Source organism: Paenibacillus sp. RC334, from assembly GCF_030034735.1.
In the GTDB taxonomy this organism is placed as follows: Bacteria; Bacillota; Bacilli; order Paenibacillales; family Paenibacillaceae; genus Paenibacillus; species Paenibacillus terrae_A.
The window spans coordinates 1944337-1959032 of record NZ_CP125370.1; the positions used below are offsets into that span (position 1 = coordinate 1944337).

15 protein-coding genes and 1 other RNA gene are annotated in these 14696 nt (G+C 45.8%); 9 read left to right on the forward strand and 7 right to left on the reverse strand.

Features of this window, described 5'->3' with window-relative positions; all coding sequences use genetic code 11:
- Positions 1-21 precede the first annotated feature (21 nt).
- Both pfkA and QMK20_RS09175 read left to right on the forward strand, forming a co-directional pair.
- Positions 22-993, forward strand: coding sequence for a 6-phosphofructokinase (pfkA, locus tag QMK20_RS09170; protein WP_283655472.1), 972 nt, complete (start codon positions 22-24; stop codon positions 991-993).
- 191 nt (positions 994-1184) lie between these two features.
- Complete coding sequence (locus tag QMK20_RS09175; RefSeq protein WP_014280850.1) at positions 1185-1388, forward strand: DUF3906 family protein; 204 nt, start codon at positions 1185-1187, stop codon at positions 1386-1388.
- A gap of 12 nt (positions 1389-1400) precedes the next feature.
- On the opposite strand, the gene QMK20_RS09180 is transcribed toward QMK20_RS09175, so the two are convergent.
- The 4 genes from QMK20_RS09180 to QMK20_RS09195 all read right to left on the reverse strand — a co-directional run bounded on the left by QMK20_RS09180 (position 1401) and on the right by QMK20_RS09195 (position 5561).
- Entirely contained in the window at positions 1401-2771 is a 1371-nt protein-coding gene (locus QMK20_RS09180; protein ID WP_283655473.1) for an MATE family efflux transporter, read from the reverse strand.
- Between the two features lie 197 nt (positions 2772-2968).
- On the reverse strand, positions 2969-4147 hold the full coding sequence (locus QMK20_RS09185) for a putative glycoside hydrolase (protein ID WP_283655474.1): 1179 nt from the start codon (positions 4145-4147) through the stop codon (positions 2969-2971).
- A 231-nt stretch (positions 4148-4378) separates the two neighbouring features.
- Positions 4379-4567 carry a hypothetical protein gene (locus tag QMK20_RS09190; RefSeq protein ID WP_082067170.1) on the reverse strand — a complete coding sequence of 63 codons (189 nt, stop codon included), beginning with the start codon at positions 4565-4567 and terminating at the stop codon, positions 4379-4381.
- A 172-nt stretch (positions 4568-4739) separates the two neighbouring features.
- Entirely contained in the window at positions 4740-5561 is an 822-nt protein-coding gene (locus tag QMK20_RS09195) for a YitT family protein (RefSeq protein WP_283655475.1), read from the reverse strand.
- Between the two features lie 325 nt (positions 5562-5886).
- Here QMK20_RS09195 and cshA point away from each other — a divergent pair, with 325 nt between their 5' ends.
- The 4 genes from cshA to QMK20_RS09215 all read left to right on the forward strand — a co-directional run bounded on the left by cshA (position 5887) and on the right by QMK20_RS09215 (position 9316).
- A complete protein-coding gene (gene cshA / locus QMK20_RS09200) occupies positions 5887-7476 on the forward strand; it encodes a degradosome RNA helicase CshA (protein WP_283655476.1) in 1590 nt (529 codons plus the stop codon).
- A 220-nt stretch (positions 7477-7696) separates the two neighbouring features.
- Positions 7697-8464 (forward strand): YesL family protein, encoded by a 768-nt coding sequence (locus tag QMK20_RS09205; protein WP_283655477.1) that lies wholly within the window; start codon positions 7697-7699, stop codon positions 8462-8464.
- A 52-nt stretch (positions 8465-8516) separates the two neighbouring features.
- Positions 8517-8710: non-coding RNA, 6S RNA (gene ssrS, locus QMK20_RS09210), on the forward strand.
- Positions 8711-8923: 213 nt separating this feature from the next.
- Positions 8924-9316: a DUF1499 domain-containing protein gene (locus QMK20_RS09215; protein WP_283655478.1), complete on the forward strand. Its 393-nt coding sequence runs from the start codon at positions 8924-8926 to the stop codon at positions 9314-9316.
- Between the two features lie 109 nt (positions 9317-9425).
- Here QMK20_RS09215 and tpx read toward each other — a convergent pair whose 3' ends face one another.
- Positions 9426-9944, reverse strand: coding sequence for a thiol peroxidase (gene tpx, locus QMK20_RS09220; RefSeq protein WP_014280858.1), 519 nt, complete (start codon positions 9942-9944; stop codon positions 9426-9428).
- A 119-nt stretch (positions 9945-10063) separates the two neighbouring features.
- On the opposite strand from tpx, the gene QMK20_RS09225 reads away from it, so the two are divergent.
- Both QMK20_RS09225 and gltC read left to right on the forward strand, forming a co-directional pair.
- Positions 10064-10687 (forward strand): rhomboid family intramembrane serine protease, encoded by a 624-nt coding sequence (locus QMK20_RS09225; protein ID WP_283655479.1) that lies wholly within the window; start codon positions 10064-10066, stop codon positions 10685-10687.
- A 98-nt stretch (positions 10688-10785) separates the two neighbouring features.
- Positions 10786-11715 carry a glutamate biosynthesis transcriptional regulator GltC gene (gene gltC, locus QMK20_RS09230; RefSeq protein ID WP_014280860.1) on the forward strand — a complete coding sequence of 310 codons (930 nt, stop codon included), beginning with the start codon at positions 10786-10788 and terminating at the stop codon, positions 11713-11715.
- Positions 11716-11812: 97 nt separating this feature from the next.
- Here gltC and QMK20_RS09235 read toward each other — a convergent pair whose 3' ends face one another.
- A complete protein-coding gene (locus tag QMK20_RS09235; protein WP_283655480.1) occupies positions 11813-12484 on the reverse strand; it encodes a zinc metallopeptidase in 672 nt (223 codons plus the stop codon).
- Between the two features lie 44 nt (positions 12485-12528).
- Entirely contained in the window at positions 12529-12960 is a 432-nt protein-coding gene (locus QMK20_RS09240) for a MerR family transcriptional regulator (protein ID WP_044646349.1), read from the reverse strand.
- A gap of 295 nt (positions 12961-13255) precedes the next feature.
- Here QMK20_RS09240 and QMK20_RS09245 point away from each other — a divergent pair, with 295 nt between their 5' ends.
- Entirely contained in the window at positions 13256-14659 is a 1404-nt protein-coding gene (locus tag QMK20_RS09245; protein WP_283655481.1) for an ammonium transporter, read from the forward strand.
- Positions 14660-14696 lie beyond the last annotated feature (37 nt).

Below are 14696 nucleotides of genomic sequence, written 5' to 3' on the forward strand. Positions count from 1 at the left end.
ATTTTGAGGAGGTCATAAATCATGACAGCAGTTAAGAAAATCGCAGTATTAACGAGTGGTGGAGATTCACAGGGGATGAACGCCGCAGTTCGCGCCGTTGTGCGCAGCGGCTTGTATTTTGGACTTGAAGTATTCGGGGTTCAGCGCGGATATCAGGGCCTGCTGAATGATGATATTTTCCCGATGGATTTGAGAAGTGTCGGAGATATTATCCAACGTGGGGGTACAGTACTTCAATCTGCAAGATGCAAGGAATTTACGACTGAAGAAGGGCAGAAAAAAGGCGCGCAAATTTTGCGTAACCGCGGAATTGATGGCGTAGTCGTGATCGGTGGCGACGGTTCCTATCAAGGGGCTAACAAACTGACCAAGCAAGGAATTAAAACCATGTGTCTTCCGGGTACGATTGACAATGACATTTCCTTCACCGACTATACGATTGGTTTTGATACGGCGGTTAGTATCGTAGTGGACGCCATCAACAAACTGCGTGATACGATGTCATCCCACGAACGTTCTTCTATCGTAGAAGTTATGGGACGTCATTGCGGCGATATTGCTTTGCATGCAGGTCTGGCATCCGGCGCAGAAACGATTTTGGTGCCCGAAGTAGAGTTTGATCTGAATGAAGTATCTGATCGGATGAAGCAAAACTTTAAGCACGGCAAACGCCACAGTATCATTATCGTTGCTGAAGGCGCAGGCAAAGGTGAAACCGTAGCACAGGTAATCCAGGAAAACTGTCCGGATTATGAGCCGCGTGTAACGGTGCTTGGACACATTCAACGTGGAGGCACACCAACCGCATTTGACCGTAATCTGGCAAGCCGTTTGGGTGACTTTGCTGTTCGTCAATTGATTGAGGGTATATCGGACAAGGCTTGCGGAACGATTGATGGCAAGCTGGTAGCCACTGATATTGACAAGGTCGTAAATACGAAAAAAGAATTCAACATGGAGCTTTACGAGCTGGCTTTGCGCTTGTCCCAGTAATGAATAGCCGTTTTATGTAACAAATTGATTCACATCTAGGAATTCTTAAACTCATGCGGATGACCCCAGTCATCCGCTTATTTTTTAACATGAGGATTTTGCAAAAATCCAAGAAGCGACCTGTAATTGGAGCGCTGGAATCAAATTTTTCAAAATCCTGACATTTAAAGCAGATCTGGAGGAAATAAACCATGTATTTGTTCAAAATCGAAGTGGACAGCTCGGAAGGAGCCTTAACTGTTATTCTCGTTGCGGAAAATGAGGAGCAGGCATTTCAGGCTGTGGATCAGCATGTGGAGAGACATTTTCTGTATCCTCCGAAACTGAACGAAGTAGCTATTGTGGAGAAAAAAAGAATAACTTCGGGTACTGCCTATGTCATGGAAACACGCTGATACACGCAAAGGCTAAACAGCCTCTGCGTGTCGTTTATTTTCGGTAAAACGTCGTTGTACAACCAGCAGGCGGAAGAGAAGTGCCACTGCTCCCGCAGCCAAACCTGTAATCAAGCCAATCCAGTAGCCGTAGGGACCAAATGATGTCCAACGTGCGATCATATATCCTACAGGAAGTCCGATAACCCAATAGGCCAGGAACGTAATCAGAAAGGCCGAATTTACATCCTTATATCCACGCAGTGCTCCTTGAGTAGGTGTAGCGATAGCGTCGGATATTTGAAAGAAAATCGCATAGAGCAGGAAATGTTGCGCTAACAGAATAACCTGTGGATCGGTGGAGTACAGCCTTGCGACCTGTTCGCCCCAGATCACAAGCACAACAGCCGTGATCAATGACAGACCAATCGCACTGCTGATCCCCATTACGCTGTATATTTTTGCATCCCGCGATCGTCCTGCCCCTGCCTCATACCCAACCAGAATTGTGAGCGCCATACAAATACTGAGTGGAATCATATACAGCGTGGTCGCAAAGTTCATAGCGGCCTGATGAGCCGCAATTGTTGCAGTATTATAACTGCTCATGAAGAGGGTAACAGCTGCGAAGACAGCGGTCTCGAAAAAAATCGCAAAGCCGATGGGTACGCCGATTTTGATAAGCTCTTTCCAAGCGCTAGCAGCGATGCCGTATATCTTGCTGAAAACCCCGTATTCGGCAAATATCTTTCCCCGATGTGTGGTCATGCCAGCGACAAGCATAACAATCCAGTACGTGGCGGCAGTTGCTACTCCGGAGCCCACACCCCCCAGACGGGGAAAACCCCAGTTTCCATAAATAAGTAAGTAATTCAACAAGACATTGATAGGCAACGACATCAGCGTGATGGTCATTGTAAACCGAGTTTGTCCCAGCGCATCCATAAAGCTCCGAAGGACCGTATAGGCAAAGAGCGGGGCAATGCCGAAGGCCATCGCACAAAGGTAGTACAAGGCCACATTATGAACCCTCAACTCCAGATTCATTCCGTGAAGAATGGGCTTAACGAGAAAAATACCTGCAATCAGAACAATCATGGATAGAGTGAGTGAGAGCCACAGCGCCTGAATGACATAGTAAGAAACCTTGTCCTTGCGCTGTGCTCCAACCAATTGGGATACAATAGGGGTGATGGCCATAAGTATTCCGTTGAGGCCTGTTTGTACAGGGACCCACAGACTCACTCCGATAGCTACACCAGCCAAATCGGCAGAAGAAAAGTGTCCCGACATATTAGTATCAAAAAAAGTCATCGCGGATAGTGCAAGCTGTGTTACCAGAATAGGAAGCAAAATGTTAAAAAGCTGCTTCCATTTTTGGCTGTTAGTTAGCGTCAAATGCATGTTTATGTCCTCACTTACTTGGAAGTTATCAATCGTATATATCATAACGTGTCAAGTATTTATTGTAAGGGATGTAGCAGTATTTGAACAGCAACAAAAAAGACTGCACCCATGATCAAACGAATGGGGCAGCCTTGGAAACCTTTAAATGATTTGGTGTATTGTGTAGAAATAATGATAAAACCGGGATACATGGATTATTTGTACGTTACTCCGCTAGTATAGCGGTTTGTAGCATTCCAGAGTAAATATTCGTCAACCTTCATATCCTTGAGCGCTCGAATTTGATCCTCGACCTGGGTTTTACCATACTTCGCATAATGACCGCTTCCCAGCCAGCTTGCGGTAAAATCCTGAATCCATGGACGAATGATTGGTTTCAGCTTGCCTGTCGGGTCAAGCTTTTTGTGCGTATCTGCCATCGAGCCTTTAATGGTCTGGTACGGATTTTTGTCAGGGTCTTTTACACCGAACCAGCCTGTTGTATAGTGGCTTGGATAAACCATAGGAGAAATGACATCCACGTTTTCTGAAATTTTGGCGAAATCCTGTCCGATTCCTTCCGCAGCAGGAACGGATGCGGCATACCCGAAAATATCTACCGATACCCGCACACCCAGTGGAGCAAGCTCTTTACGGGCATATTGCACGAACTCAGCGACCGCATCCACACGTGATTGATCGGATTTGGTATATTTCAGCTTGTCCGCTCTTTTTTCAAAGCCTTCAGGGAAACGTACATAATCAAACTGAATTTCCTTGAAGCCCAGCTTTGCCGCCTCCTTGGCGATAGCAATATTATAATCCCAAACCTCTTTATTATAGGGATTGACGAACCCATCTCCCTTGCCGTTTTTCCAGACAGAGCCGTCAGGATTGCGGAAGGACATTTCGGGATTTTTGTTGGCTAATACCGTATCTTTAAATACTACAATACGGGCAATCGGGTACACGTTGTGCTTTTTCAATCGGTCCATCAAACCGGAAATATCCCGAATGAATTTTTGCGGCTTGCCCAATTTCAGCAGCTCGGGATTGGTCGTTGGATAAGTGATGTAACCTGCATCATCCTTAATATCAATAATCATGGAATTGAGCTCTGTTTTGTCGAGCAGTTCAAGCAGCTGGGTCATACGCGAACCGCCTGCACTATAAGCCGTAACATAGATGCCCTTGATAGCAGGAGTCGTCGGCTGTGGGTCAATTTTAACCGGAGGATTGGAGGCATCCACCTTCATATTACTGTGCTGAGCCTGAATCATCGCGCTGCTGATTGTCGTTGCCACCGTATCTTTTACATTTGGGGCGTTGGCTGAATGATCCCCGTTTCCGCCTATTCCCATTGCCAATAGCATAATTGCCCAAATCATATTCATTTCCTAACTCTCTCCCTTATGTAAGTCGCTTACCTGATTATACGTAAAGTTATGTATCGAAAAACAACACGGTTGTAACCAATACTGGAATCATCAGGCACAGTCTTACATGATTAACCCAACCCTTGTTCATTGAATCCGTAAAATGGCATAAATAATGCCGCTTTCTTCGCGGCTGCGCAATTGCGACCGGAAGAAGCGGCACTTGGTGGAGAGATTTAATGAAGATGTTTACTGAAGATACGTATTGTCCTGATGCTCACAAATACTGTACTGAATAATTTCGAGCGCATCCGTGGGCTTGAGAATGGCCATCCCGTCCCGAAGTACAATCATCGAGTTCAGCTCATTCTTTTTGAGAAACGGGAGCATTTCTGGATACCATCTCAAGACAATGTCGGACAGTTTTACCGTTTCCATTTCCACAAAAATCACCCTTTCCTGCTCGGAATCATTCCATAAGAATCATTCGGTACGAATCGGAAAAGCAAAGTGCCTGTGAAATAGCAGGTAAAGCTGGTCTTTATATAATATGGGAACAGCGCACGTATAGTGTACCACAGAAACTGCATTTTGACACTTGGGTTCGTGCTTATCTTCGGCGGAAAGAGCCCATAACCCCTACCGTTTCTACGATATTAACGAAAGCAGAAGGATCCACTTTCTTAATAATGCGTTTCAGTTCTGCCAGCTCGTAGCGTGTTGTAACTGTCATCAGCATATCCTTTTCGGTATGAGAAAATGCACCTTCAATTTTAATTTTACTTACTCCACGCGGCGTTGTCAGCATTCGGCTGAGCAGCTTCTCGGTATGCTCAGTGATGATGTAAACGGTTATTTTGGTGTGGCTCACATAAATCTGATCCAACACTTTGCCGGTCACGAAAATGGATAACATGGATGCAAGGGCAATGTTCCAGTCTTTATTCAGATATCCCGCTGCCAGAATAACCAGTCCATTCAAACCGACGAGCACAGTTCCGACAGGGAAATCGCGGTAACGGGTGACAATGGAGCCGATAATGTCAAAACCGCCAGTAGACCCCCCCACCCGAAAGGAGATCCCTGCTCCAACGCCAATCAGTACTCCACCAAAAACGGAGGCAAGCAGCGGATCTTTAACGAGAGGTTGCACCGGAATACAGGCCAAAATCCATGTTGTGGCGACAACAGACAAAATGCTCATACTAATAAATCGTTTGCCCAAAATAAACCAGCCAGCAATAAGCATCGGGATGTTCAGGACAAAATACATCACGCTGATATCGAATTTTGTAAAGTAGCCGATTAACATGGAAAGCCCTGCTACTCCGCCGCTCAACAGGTGGTGGGGCACGAGAAACAGATTAAAACCGCTTGCTATAGCAGCGGCTCCCAAAATGACAACAAAACAGTTTAACACTATTTTTAACAACGTTTTTTCACCTCATTTAAAATATACGGAAAGCAACTTGCTGGTATTCATGAATTGTTTTGTGCTATAATGCGATGTGGATATTCTTGAGTAGGGACCTTCTGTCCAGAGAAACACTTAAAATTTAAACTGTTTTAAAAAGGATAAATTCGTTTAAGATGTATCGGATAAGGTTACCCGAGTTTATACAGAAAGATGCAGTTATAGGCCTAAATAAACTGTTACTGTATTGGGAAAACCTATACAATAATATCGCTACTTAAGAATACAGACAACATTGTGGATTGTCCACCACATCCACCATTATGAAGGAGTTTGAATAAATTTGACGACATTTGCAGAATTTAATCTTGAACCGAAAGTACTTGAGGCGATTACAGAGCTAGGTTTTGAAGAAGCGACGCCGATTCAATCCCAATCCATTCCTCTTGCGTTGCAAGGAAGAGACATGATTGGCCAAGCCCAAACAGGTACAGGTAAAACCGCAGCTTTTGGTATTCCGTTGATCAGCAAAATCTCTAAAAACGACGACAAAATCAGAGCACTGATTATGGCTCCTACACGTGAGCTTGCCATTCAGGTTGCTGAAGAAATCGAAAAGCTGTCCCGCTTCAAAGGCCTTCGCACCCTGCCGATCTATGGCGGTCAAGATATCGTGCGCCAGATTCGCGCTTTGAAAAAGAAACCTCAAATTATCATTGGTACACCAGGTCGCTTGCTCGACCATATTAACCGCAAAACCATCAAGCTGGAAGACGTAAACACCGTCGTTTTGGATGAAGCGGATGAAATGTTGGATATGGGCTTTATGGAAGATATCCAATCCATTCTGAAGCAGGTTCCGGACGAGCGTCAAACGATGCTTTTCTCGGCTACGATGCCTCCTAATATCAAAAGACTGGCTGAACAATTCCTTAAAAACCCTGAGCATGTTTCAGTTATCCCTAAACAAGTTAGTGCTCCACTGATTGATCAGGCCTACATTGAAGTTCCTGAACGTCAAAAATTCGAAGCTTTGAGCCGTTTGATCGACATGGAATCTCCAGAACTCGCTATCGTATTTGGTCGCACCAAGCGTCGGGTAGACGAGCTTGCTGAAGCTCTGCAAAAACGTGGATATTCCGCAGACGGTTTGCATGGTGACTTGTCTCAGAACCAACGTGATGCTGTAATGCGCAAATTCCGCGACGGAAGCATTGACGTGCTCGTAGCAACTGATGTAGCTGCCCGTGGTTTGGACGTTTCCGGTGTATCTCACGTTGTGAACTTTGACCTTCCGCAAGATCCGGAAAGCTATGTTCACCGTATTGGACGTACTGGACGTGCAGGTAAAGAAGGGGAAGCATGGTCTTTCGTAACGCCTCGTGAAATTGATCATCTGCATTTCATTGAACGTGTAACTCGTCACCGTATTGCGCGTAAGCCGCTTCCAACCTTGGCTGAAGCTTTGGAAGGCAAACAACGCATCATCGCAGAACGTCTCCTGGAGGCTGTAGAAAGCGGTGAGCTGAACGAATACAAAGGTTTGGCTATTCAAATGCTGGAGCAGTATGACTCCGTACAACTTCTCTCCGCAGCTCTGAAGCTGATGACTGGCGAGAAAAGAGAAGCGTCTGTTGAGCTGACTCCGGAAGATCCAATTCGTGCAAAACGTCGTAAACCGGATGTTCGTTCTGGCGGACGCAAGCCGTCTAACTACAGCGGACGCAGTAACGGTGGTTATAACTCCAACCGTACTGGCGGCAGTGGTAGTGGCAGCAAAGGCGGATATGGTGGCTACAACCGTGGCAGCAAAGAAGGCGGTAGCTACAACCGTGATTCCGCGAGCCGCAATAGCGGAGATCGCAGACCACGTCCAAGCAGTAGCGGAGAAACTCGTCGTCCTGCAAGACGCGAAGATTCCTCTTCTGAATAAGAATTGAAATAACAGGAAAGCCGAAGTGAATTCTCGCTTCGGTTTTTTGTTATAGATCAAAAAGTATAAAATTCTTAGCAACCTGCTTCGACGGCTGAAGTATTGATTTCACTGGCGCATTGGGGATGAAATACGGTATGATATAGTCAACAGCCGGAATTTACAGGCGCAGCAACATGAGCCGTGGAACTGCCAGGGCTTGCGGAGGGAGAGACTAACGTTGGAGTTTAAAGGAGCTATGGGTGGTATTTATCGCCTGACTGAATGGATTACCCGACTGGCGGCTACCAATTTGTTATGGGTGTTATGCTCGTCGCCTTTTATGTTCTGTCTCATACTCAAACTACTTGTGATGAATCAGAACTTGGCTAATGAATCTTTACAAATGAACTGGGCGATGGCTGTTTTGGCACCGCTTACTTTATTCCCGGCTACATCGGCCATGTTTAGCGTCGTTCGCAAATGGGTAATGGGCGATACGGATGCAGGTGTGTTTCGTACCTTTTTTAAAGGATACAAGGAAAACTACAAGCAGAGCCTGATCGGAGGCATCTTTTACACGCTGCTGTTTGTCATTATGTATGTGGATTATACCGTGTATATGACGCAGCTCAACAATTTGCAAATTGTAGGCATTATCATGCTTATTCTCATGATTATTTTGCTCGTATCCATGTTTAACTTTTTCTCGATGGTTGCTCATTATCATATGTCCATCGGACAACTGATCAAAAATGCGGTCTTGCTGACGCTCATTCGACCGTTCCGTGTATTTTCTACCTTGCTCGGTAGCGCGGTTGTTATCTTTATCGGGGTCAAATACCCTGTGCTGTTCTTGTTCTTCATTGGTAGTGTGGTAGCCTGGTTTGCTTTCTTTAATTTTTATGGAACGTTCCTCAAGATGCAGGATCAGATGGAAAAAATGAAACAGAAAGACGAAGAAGCAGCAAGCACGGAAGACAAGAAAAGTGATAACCTCCAAAAATAAAACAGATTTCTCCTAGCATTTACTTTCCAAGTGAGAAGCGCTATAATAAGGTCACATCCTGCGATGCACGTTACGGTCATTTGTTGTTTTGAACCAATGACAATGTCTAGGGAGATCAATACGGGTGGACAGCTGAAAAGCCCTGTCAATTCTGACAAGGGGACTTCAAAAGTTTGTCCTGCGGTCACCCACCTGCTTAAGCAGGTTCAGAAGACGCTATGGTCGGACGGCATCGGCGGGTACTCTATAACGTAATCAACACACCCTGATACTGCTCCGTGCAGAAACAGGGTGTTTTTTGTATGTAACAATGCTAAAATAAGAAATAAGGTACTCAATCGCATACCGCAGGTATGATCGGGTTTACTTTGTTGTTTTAACTTTTTTATAAAAGCGCTTGCAGCAAAGGGAAATCGATGTGCTGTATTCAGCAACGATTATCATGAAGGAGGAAATGTCTTGTCGTTGAAGAGGACTCTGGTAGGGATTGTGCGCAGCCAAGAAGGTACAAGCGACCGGGTCAAAGACCCCCAAATGAAGACGCGCTATTATAACTTATCGAGGGACAAGGCCTGGGAAGAGGTATCGTCCGTTTTAAAAAAGATTCCTGGCTACAAGGTGCTGCATGAAGTGCCCTCCGTAGGTGAGATTACGCTTGAGAAGCGAACAGCATTCGGCAGAACTGTGGACATTACCGTTTCTATATTGTCCGTCTCGCCAGTTCGGAGCGCTGTGGATATTTATTCCGCTTCGCGCGGATCGCTGGGGGACATGGGTGCAAATTATCGCATTATTTTGCAGTTGTTCGCTGTGATTGACAAGAAACTGTCCGCTTATAAGGTTGTACAGTGATTGCAGACATGTGGGCAGCAAAGTGACAGATAAACGTAAAAAAAGCGAGGAAGGCAGCCCTTCACTCGCTTTTTTAATATTCGAATCACATCAACGTAAGTGACATGAATTAAACGAGCTTCTTCACCGCTGCAATCGCTTGCTCATAGTCAGGATGCTCAGACATTTCGCTCAAGTATTCTACATAAGCGATTTTATCGTTTTGATCAATAACGAAAATAGCGCGATGATCCAGGTGGAATTCCTTAATGAACACGCCATAGGCCTCTCCAAAGGAATGGTCCTTGTAATCGGATAGTGTCAATACACGGTCAATGCCCGCAGCACCACACCAACGAGCTTGGGCGAACGGCAGATCGACGCTGACAGTCAGTATCACGACTTGGTCCCCAAGAGAATCCGCTTCTTGATTAAAACGACGGGTTTGTGCGTCACACACGCCTGTATCAAGAGAAGGAACAACGCTGATTAGCTTGACTTTACCTGCAAAGTCTTGAAGCGTAGCAGCTTCCAGCAGATTTTTTTGCAATTTAAAATCAGGTGCCTGATCTCCAACTTTCAGTTCAGGACCCACGAGAGTCAAAGGATTGCCTTTAAAAGTAGCAACTTCTTTACGTTCTTGTGCCATATGTAATAGCCTCCTTGGTTTTTAGCATTGGTTATCGGTGCCGAAATCTATTATAATCTTTTATAAAAGACATTGTCCAATTTGAATAAGGTGGAGACACCCATGAAGGAAGGATTGCCTTGATTTTTTTACGTTATGAGAACTGGAAAAGTTATTTACGTTTTTACCCGGTAACCTGTTTGATTCTGCTTATCAATATCGTGATGTTTATTGTGCTGACTGTTCATGGTGGATCGGAAAATAGTTTAACACTGATTCGGTATGGAGCCTTGATCAATGAGGATCCCTTTACCAACCAGTTATGGCGGTATGTGTCAGCTATGTTTTTACACGCGGGGTTTGATCATCTTTTCTTTAATTCCTTTGCGATTCTCGTATTTGCTCCACCGCTGGAACGTCTGCTAGGGTCCTTTCGATACGCGCTGTTGTACCTTGCTACAGGCATTGTAGGAAACGTAATGTCCATTGCGCATTACAACATGGTAGCGGAAACTACGGTCTCTGTAGGGGCCTCAGGAGCGATATATGGCATCTACGGTGCATTTCTGTACGTTGCCCTGTTCCAGCGGACGCTTATGGATGAGGCTTCGCGCAAAACACTGTACACGCTGCTCGGCTTTGGTATCCTGTTTTCGTTTGCTGTGGCGAACATTAACTGGACCGCCCATTTTGGAGGACTGCTCAGCGGGTTTTTCCTGTATGGATTGATGATCAGATTGACTGGCCAACGTAAACGTCACTAAAGACAGCTTTACCGTAAGTCAGCAGAGCAAGAAAGAGGGAGAGGTCCACCTAACCTCTTCTTCCTGATGTTGAAAAACAGATTGGAGCGAATAACGGAGTGGAACTACGACAGTTGCAATACTTTATGAAGGTAGCGCAAAAGGAACATGTCACTCAGGCGGCCGAGGAGCTGCATGTGGCGCAATCTGCGGTCAGTCGGCAAATTCATCAGCTTGAAGAGGAGCTGGGTGTGAACCTTTTTATGCAAAAGGGCCGCAACTTGCAGCTTACACCGGTGGGGCAGTTATTTTGCAAGCGGGTTGAAACGATTATAAAGGATTTGGAGCGGGCTGTTCTGGAGGTTCATGAGTTTTTAGACCCGGAGGGTGGAGAAATTCGTATAGGCTTCCCGCACAGTTTGGGCATTCATCTTATTCCTACGGTTGTAGCTGAATTTCGTAAACGGTATCCGAATGTTAAATTTAGATTTAAACAGGGGATGTACCCAAGTTTGATCCGTGATGTGTTAGCGGGTGAGGTGGATTTGGCTTTTGTATCCCCTTTTCCGGATCGTCATGATCATGTCGAGGGCGATGTGGTGTTGACTGAGGAACTGTTTGCGGTCCTGCCCCCTAACCATCCTTTGGCTTCAGCCGGGCACATCACGCTGGATCAGCTTAAAGGAGAAAAGTTCATTCTGTTCAGAGATGGTTACTCTTTGCGTCCGATTGTCTGGCAGGCTTGTCTGGAGGCTGGATTTACGCCGGACATCGCTTTTGAAGGCGAGGAGACGGATACGATCCGCGGATTAGTTGCCGCAGGCATGGGGGTCAGCCTTTTGCCGGAGATGGCGTTGTTCCAGACCAATCCGCTCCAACCTGCGAGAGTGTCGATTGTTGATCCCGAAGTGACGCGAACTATTGGCTTAATTCACCGTAGAGACGACAAGCTTCCGTTGGTTGCCAAATCGTTCCGTACTTTTTTGTTGCAATATTTTGGTCTTCAAGGTAGTGGCACTGTGACGGATGGAAGTGCTAAAGCGGACTAATGGACAGGCGAGTAAAGGAATTGGATAAAATATAAAAAAGGTTGTTCCTCTACCATCATCATGGCGGAGGAACAACCTTTTTTTGCTACAAAAGCGATTAGTCACGGCTGTTGAAGATACCGATCAAGCGAATCAGCTCCAGCAAGGAAACGAGAGCGGCGGCCACATATGTTAATGCAGCGGCATTCAATACTTTAGCTACACCTCGTTCTTCATCACTGCGGATAAATCCTTCGGACACCATAATTTCACGGGCTCGGTTGGAAGCATTAAATTCGACTGGCAATGTAATTAATTGAAAAGCGACAGTAGCCGAGAAAAAGATAATGCCTAAGCCAATCAGGTTAGTGTAGCTGAACAAGAACCCGGCAATCAGCAGAAACGGTGCAAGACCGGATGCGAAGTTGACAATCGGGAAAATCCGGTGACGCAGCGCCAGCATAGGATAATGCTCTTTATGCTGAATCGCATGACCGACCTCGTGACAAGCCACTGCAACTGCGGAAATAGATTTTTCATAATATACAGGCTCGGACAAGCGTACTACTCGTTGCATCGGATCATAGTGGTCAGATAACGCACCGGGCACAGGTTCAATGGGCACATCATGCAAACCGTTGCGATCCAGCATGTGCCGGGCGGCATCGTAGCCTGTCATGCCGTTTTCGTTAGGAACATCAGACCATTTATTAAAGGTACCTTTAACACGAAATTGCGCCCATAAGGATAAGCCGAACGCAAGAATAATCAATAGATACATCCCCATCATAAAAGCAACCCTCCAATATTATTTCATCAGTATAGCCTGGAAATTTACATCATAGAGCTATGCTCCAGCAAATACTTCAGAGCTTCGATACAAGCGGCGCTTTGCGGTAGTAGACCAGTAAGCAGCTTACGCGCTTGAACGGGCTTGAGCTGCCCCAAAAGAGGTTGTAGCTCATTGACTTCGCGCTCCAGGCGCTGCATGTGCATCTCCAGACTTGTCAGCTTGTCGGTGACGTGCTCTTCGCCTGAAACCGAATTCCACTTCATTAATGTCTGTTTGATTTCCTCGAGGCTATACTTCTCTTGTTTCATTTGGTTAATACGTTCAAGCCTTTTTAAAGTTTCATCATTGTATAGCCGATAATTTTTCAAAGATCGTTCTTCAGGTGTGATCAAACCAAGCTTCGTATAATAATCAATGGTCCGTTCGCTGACACCAGCCGTCTTGGCTAGCTCGCCAATTCGAAATAGCTTCATATCCCCATCTGTCCTCACCTCGCGCTCTTCATTCAGCCTTCCATATTACGCATCTGCAAACAGAGTGCTTATAAAAATATTTTACATGATTCCCAACCGTACAGTCAAACGTCATGCTTTTTTAGGGTATGATACAAGCTACTTTAATAGTTAGTAAACATGACATTTGAAGTTATAGATCTATTTTTTTTCAGTTAATAAAAAAAATCTTGTCAAGTTTCATGTATTCTGATTATAATGACAATAAGAATTTCACGAAGTGTAAAGAAACTTAACATTCGAGGGAGTGGGCTTCATGAGAAAAAAGTGGTTTGTTGCATTACTGGCCATGCTGACGGTACTGGCTTTTCCAGTGGGGGCATTCGCTGCTGATGGTCCGACAAATATTCAGCTTCAAGCTGGATTAAACACGGCGTTTACCTTCTTGGCATTTATTCTTGTGTTTTTCATGCAGGCGGGATTTGCATTGCTGGAGGCTGGCTCCACACGAATGAAGAATGCGGGGCATGTCGCTGGTAAAACGATACTCACCACGGGCGTTGCTGCATTGTCATTCTGGGCTCTCGGGTTCGGGCTAGGCTTCGGTAACGATGGCGGCAACGGATTTATGGGGTTGACGGGTTTCTTCATGAGCGGCACGGATGCTGCTGTATCGTTTGACTCCCTTTCAGGTCTGGATGTTCCGATTACAATCATGTTTTTGTTCCACTTTGCTTTTGCTGCTGTGTCTCTTTCTATCGCATGTGGGGGAATGGCAGAGCGTGCAAAATTAAGTGTATACATCATTTTCGGTATCTTGTTCTCCATCATAATCTATCCGGTTGTAGCTCACTGGGTATGGGGCGGCGGCTGGCTTGGCAAGCTGGGCATGCAGGATTATGCCGGTTCGACGGTAGTCCATCTGACAGGCGCTACGGCGGCACTTGTCGCTACACTGCTGCTGAAACCGCGTTTGGGCAAGTTCAATAAAGACGGCAAGCCGAATATTATTCCTGGACATAATCAGGTGTATTCCATACTGGGTGTTATTATTCTCTGGTTTGGCTGGTTTGGATTTAATCCGGGTAGTGCTGTATCGGCCATGAATGACGGTTTCTTCGGGTATGTGGCGGTAACCACGAATCTTGCTGCGGCGGCAGGTGGAGTATTTGCCCTGCTGGTATCCTGGATGGTCTATGGAAAAGCGGATATTCCGTCCATGCTGAACGGTGTACTGGCGGCTTTGGTCGCAATAACAGGGGCGTGCGCATTTGTAGCTCCTTGGGCGGCTCTGGTCATCGGTGCGGTAGCAGGGATTATTACCTTCTTCACAGCACAATGGTTTGAGCGTGCAAGAGTAGATGATCCGGTATATGCATTTTCCGTTCATGGTATTGCAGGGATGTGGGGGGCGATATCCACAGGATTGTTCGCTACTCCTGAGCTGGTGAAAATAACAGGGGTTGGTCAAGCCGGGCTATTCTATGGTGGCGGATTTACGCAATTGGGAGTACAGTTGCTTGGACTGGTAGGGACATTTGCTTTCGTATTCGTTATTTCCTTTATTATTCTGGGTGCGATGAAAGCCATTATGGGAATTCGTGTTACGGAAGAAGAAGAAACGATGGGGCTGGATATAAGCGAGCATGGTACGTACGGCTATCCTGAGCAAATGAAACTGGTTGCCGAGGCTGAAAAGCGTTCTGGGACTGTAAGCTAATATGTAAAATATAAAGAGCCAGTAAGGATGAGCGGAG

Bases quoted from the DNA above. Each gene is read 5' to 3' on its own strand.
- pfkA (WP_283655472.1), top strand. From the start codon at position 22: ATGACAGCAGTTAAGAAAATCGCAGTATTAACGAGTGGTGGAGATTCA.
- QMK20_RS09175 (WP_014280850.1), top strand. From the start codon at position 1,185: ATGTATTTGTTCAAAATCGAAGTGGACAGCTCGGAAGGAGCCTTAACT.
- QMK20_RS09180 (WP_283655473.1), bottom strand. From the start codon at position 2,771: ATGCATTTGACGCTAACTAACAGCCAAAAATGGAAGCAGCTTTTTAAC.
- QMK20_RS09185 (WP_283655474.1), bottom strand. From the start codon at position 4,147: ATGAATATGATTTGGGCAATTATGCTATTGGCAATGGGAATAGGCGGA.
- QMK20_RS09190 (WP_082067170.1), bottom strand. From the start codon at position 4,567: ATGGAAACGGTAAAACTGTCCGACATTGTCTTGAGATGGTATCCAGAA.
- tpx (WP_014280858.1), bottom strand. From the start codon at position 9,944: ATGGCACAAGAACGTAAAGAAGTTGCTACTTTTAAAGGCAATCCTTTG.
- QMK20_RS09235 (WP_283655480.1), bottom strand. From the start codon at position 12,484: ATGATGGGGATGTATCTATTGATTATTCTTGCGTTCGGCTTATCCTTA.
- QMK20_RS09240 (WP_044646349.1), bottom strand. From the start codon at position 12,960: ATGAAGCTATTTCGAATTGGCGAGCTAGCCAAGACGGCTGGTGTCAGC.
- QMK20_RS09245 (WP_283655481.1), top strand. From the start codon at position 13,256: ATGAGAAAAAAGTGGTTTGTTGCATTACTGGCCATGCTGACGGTACTG.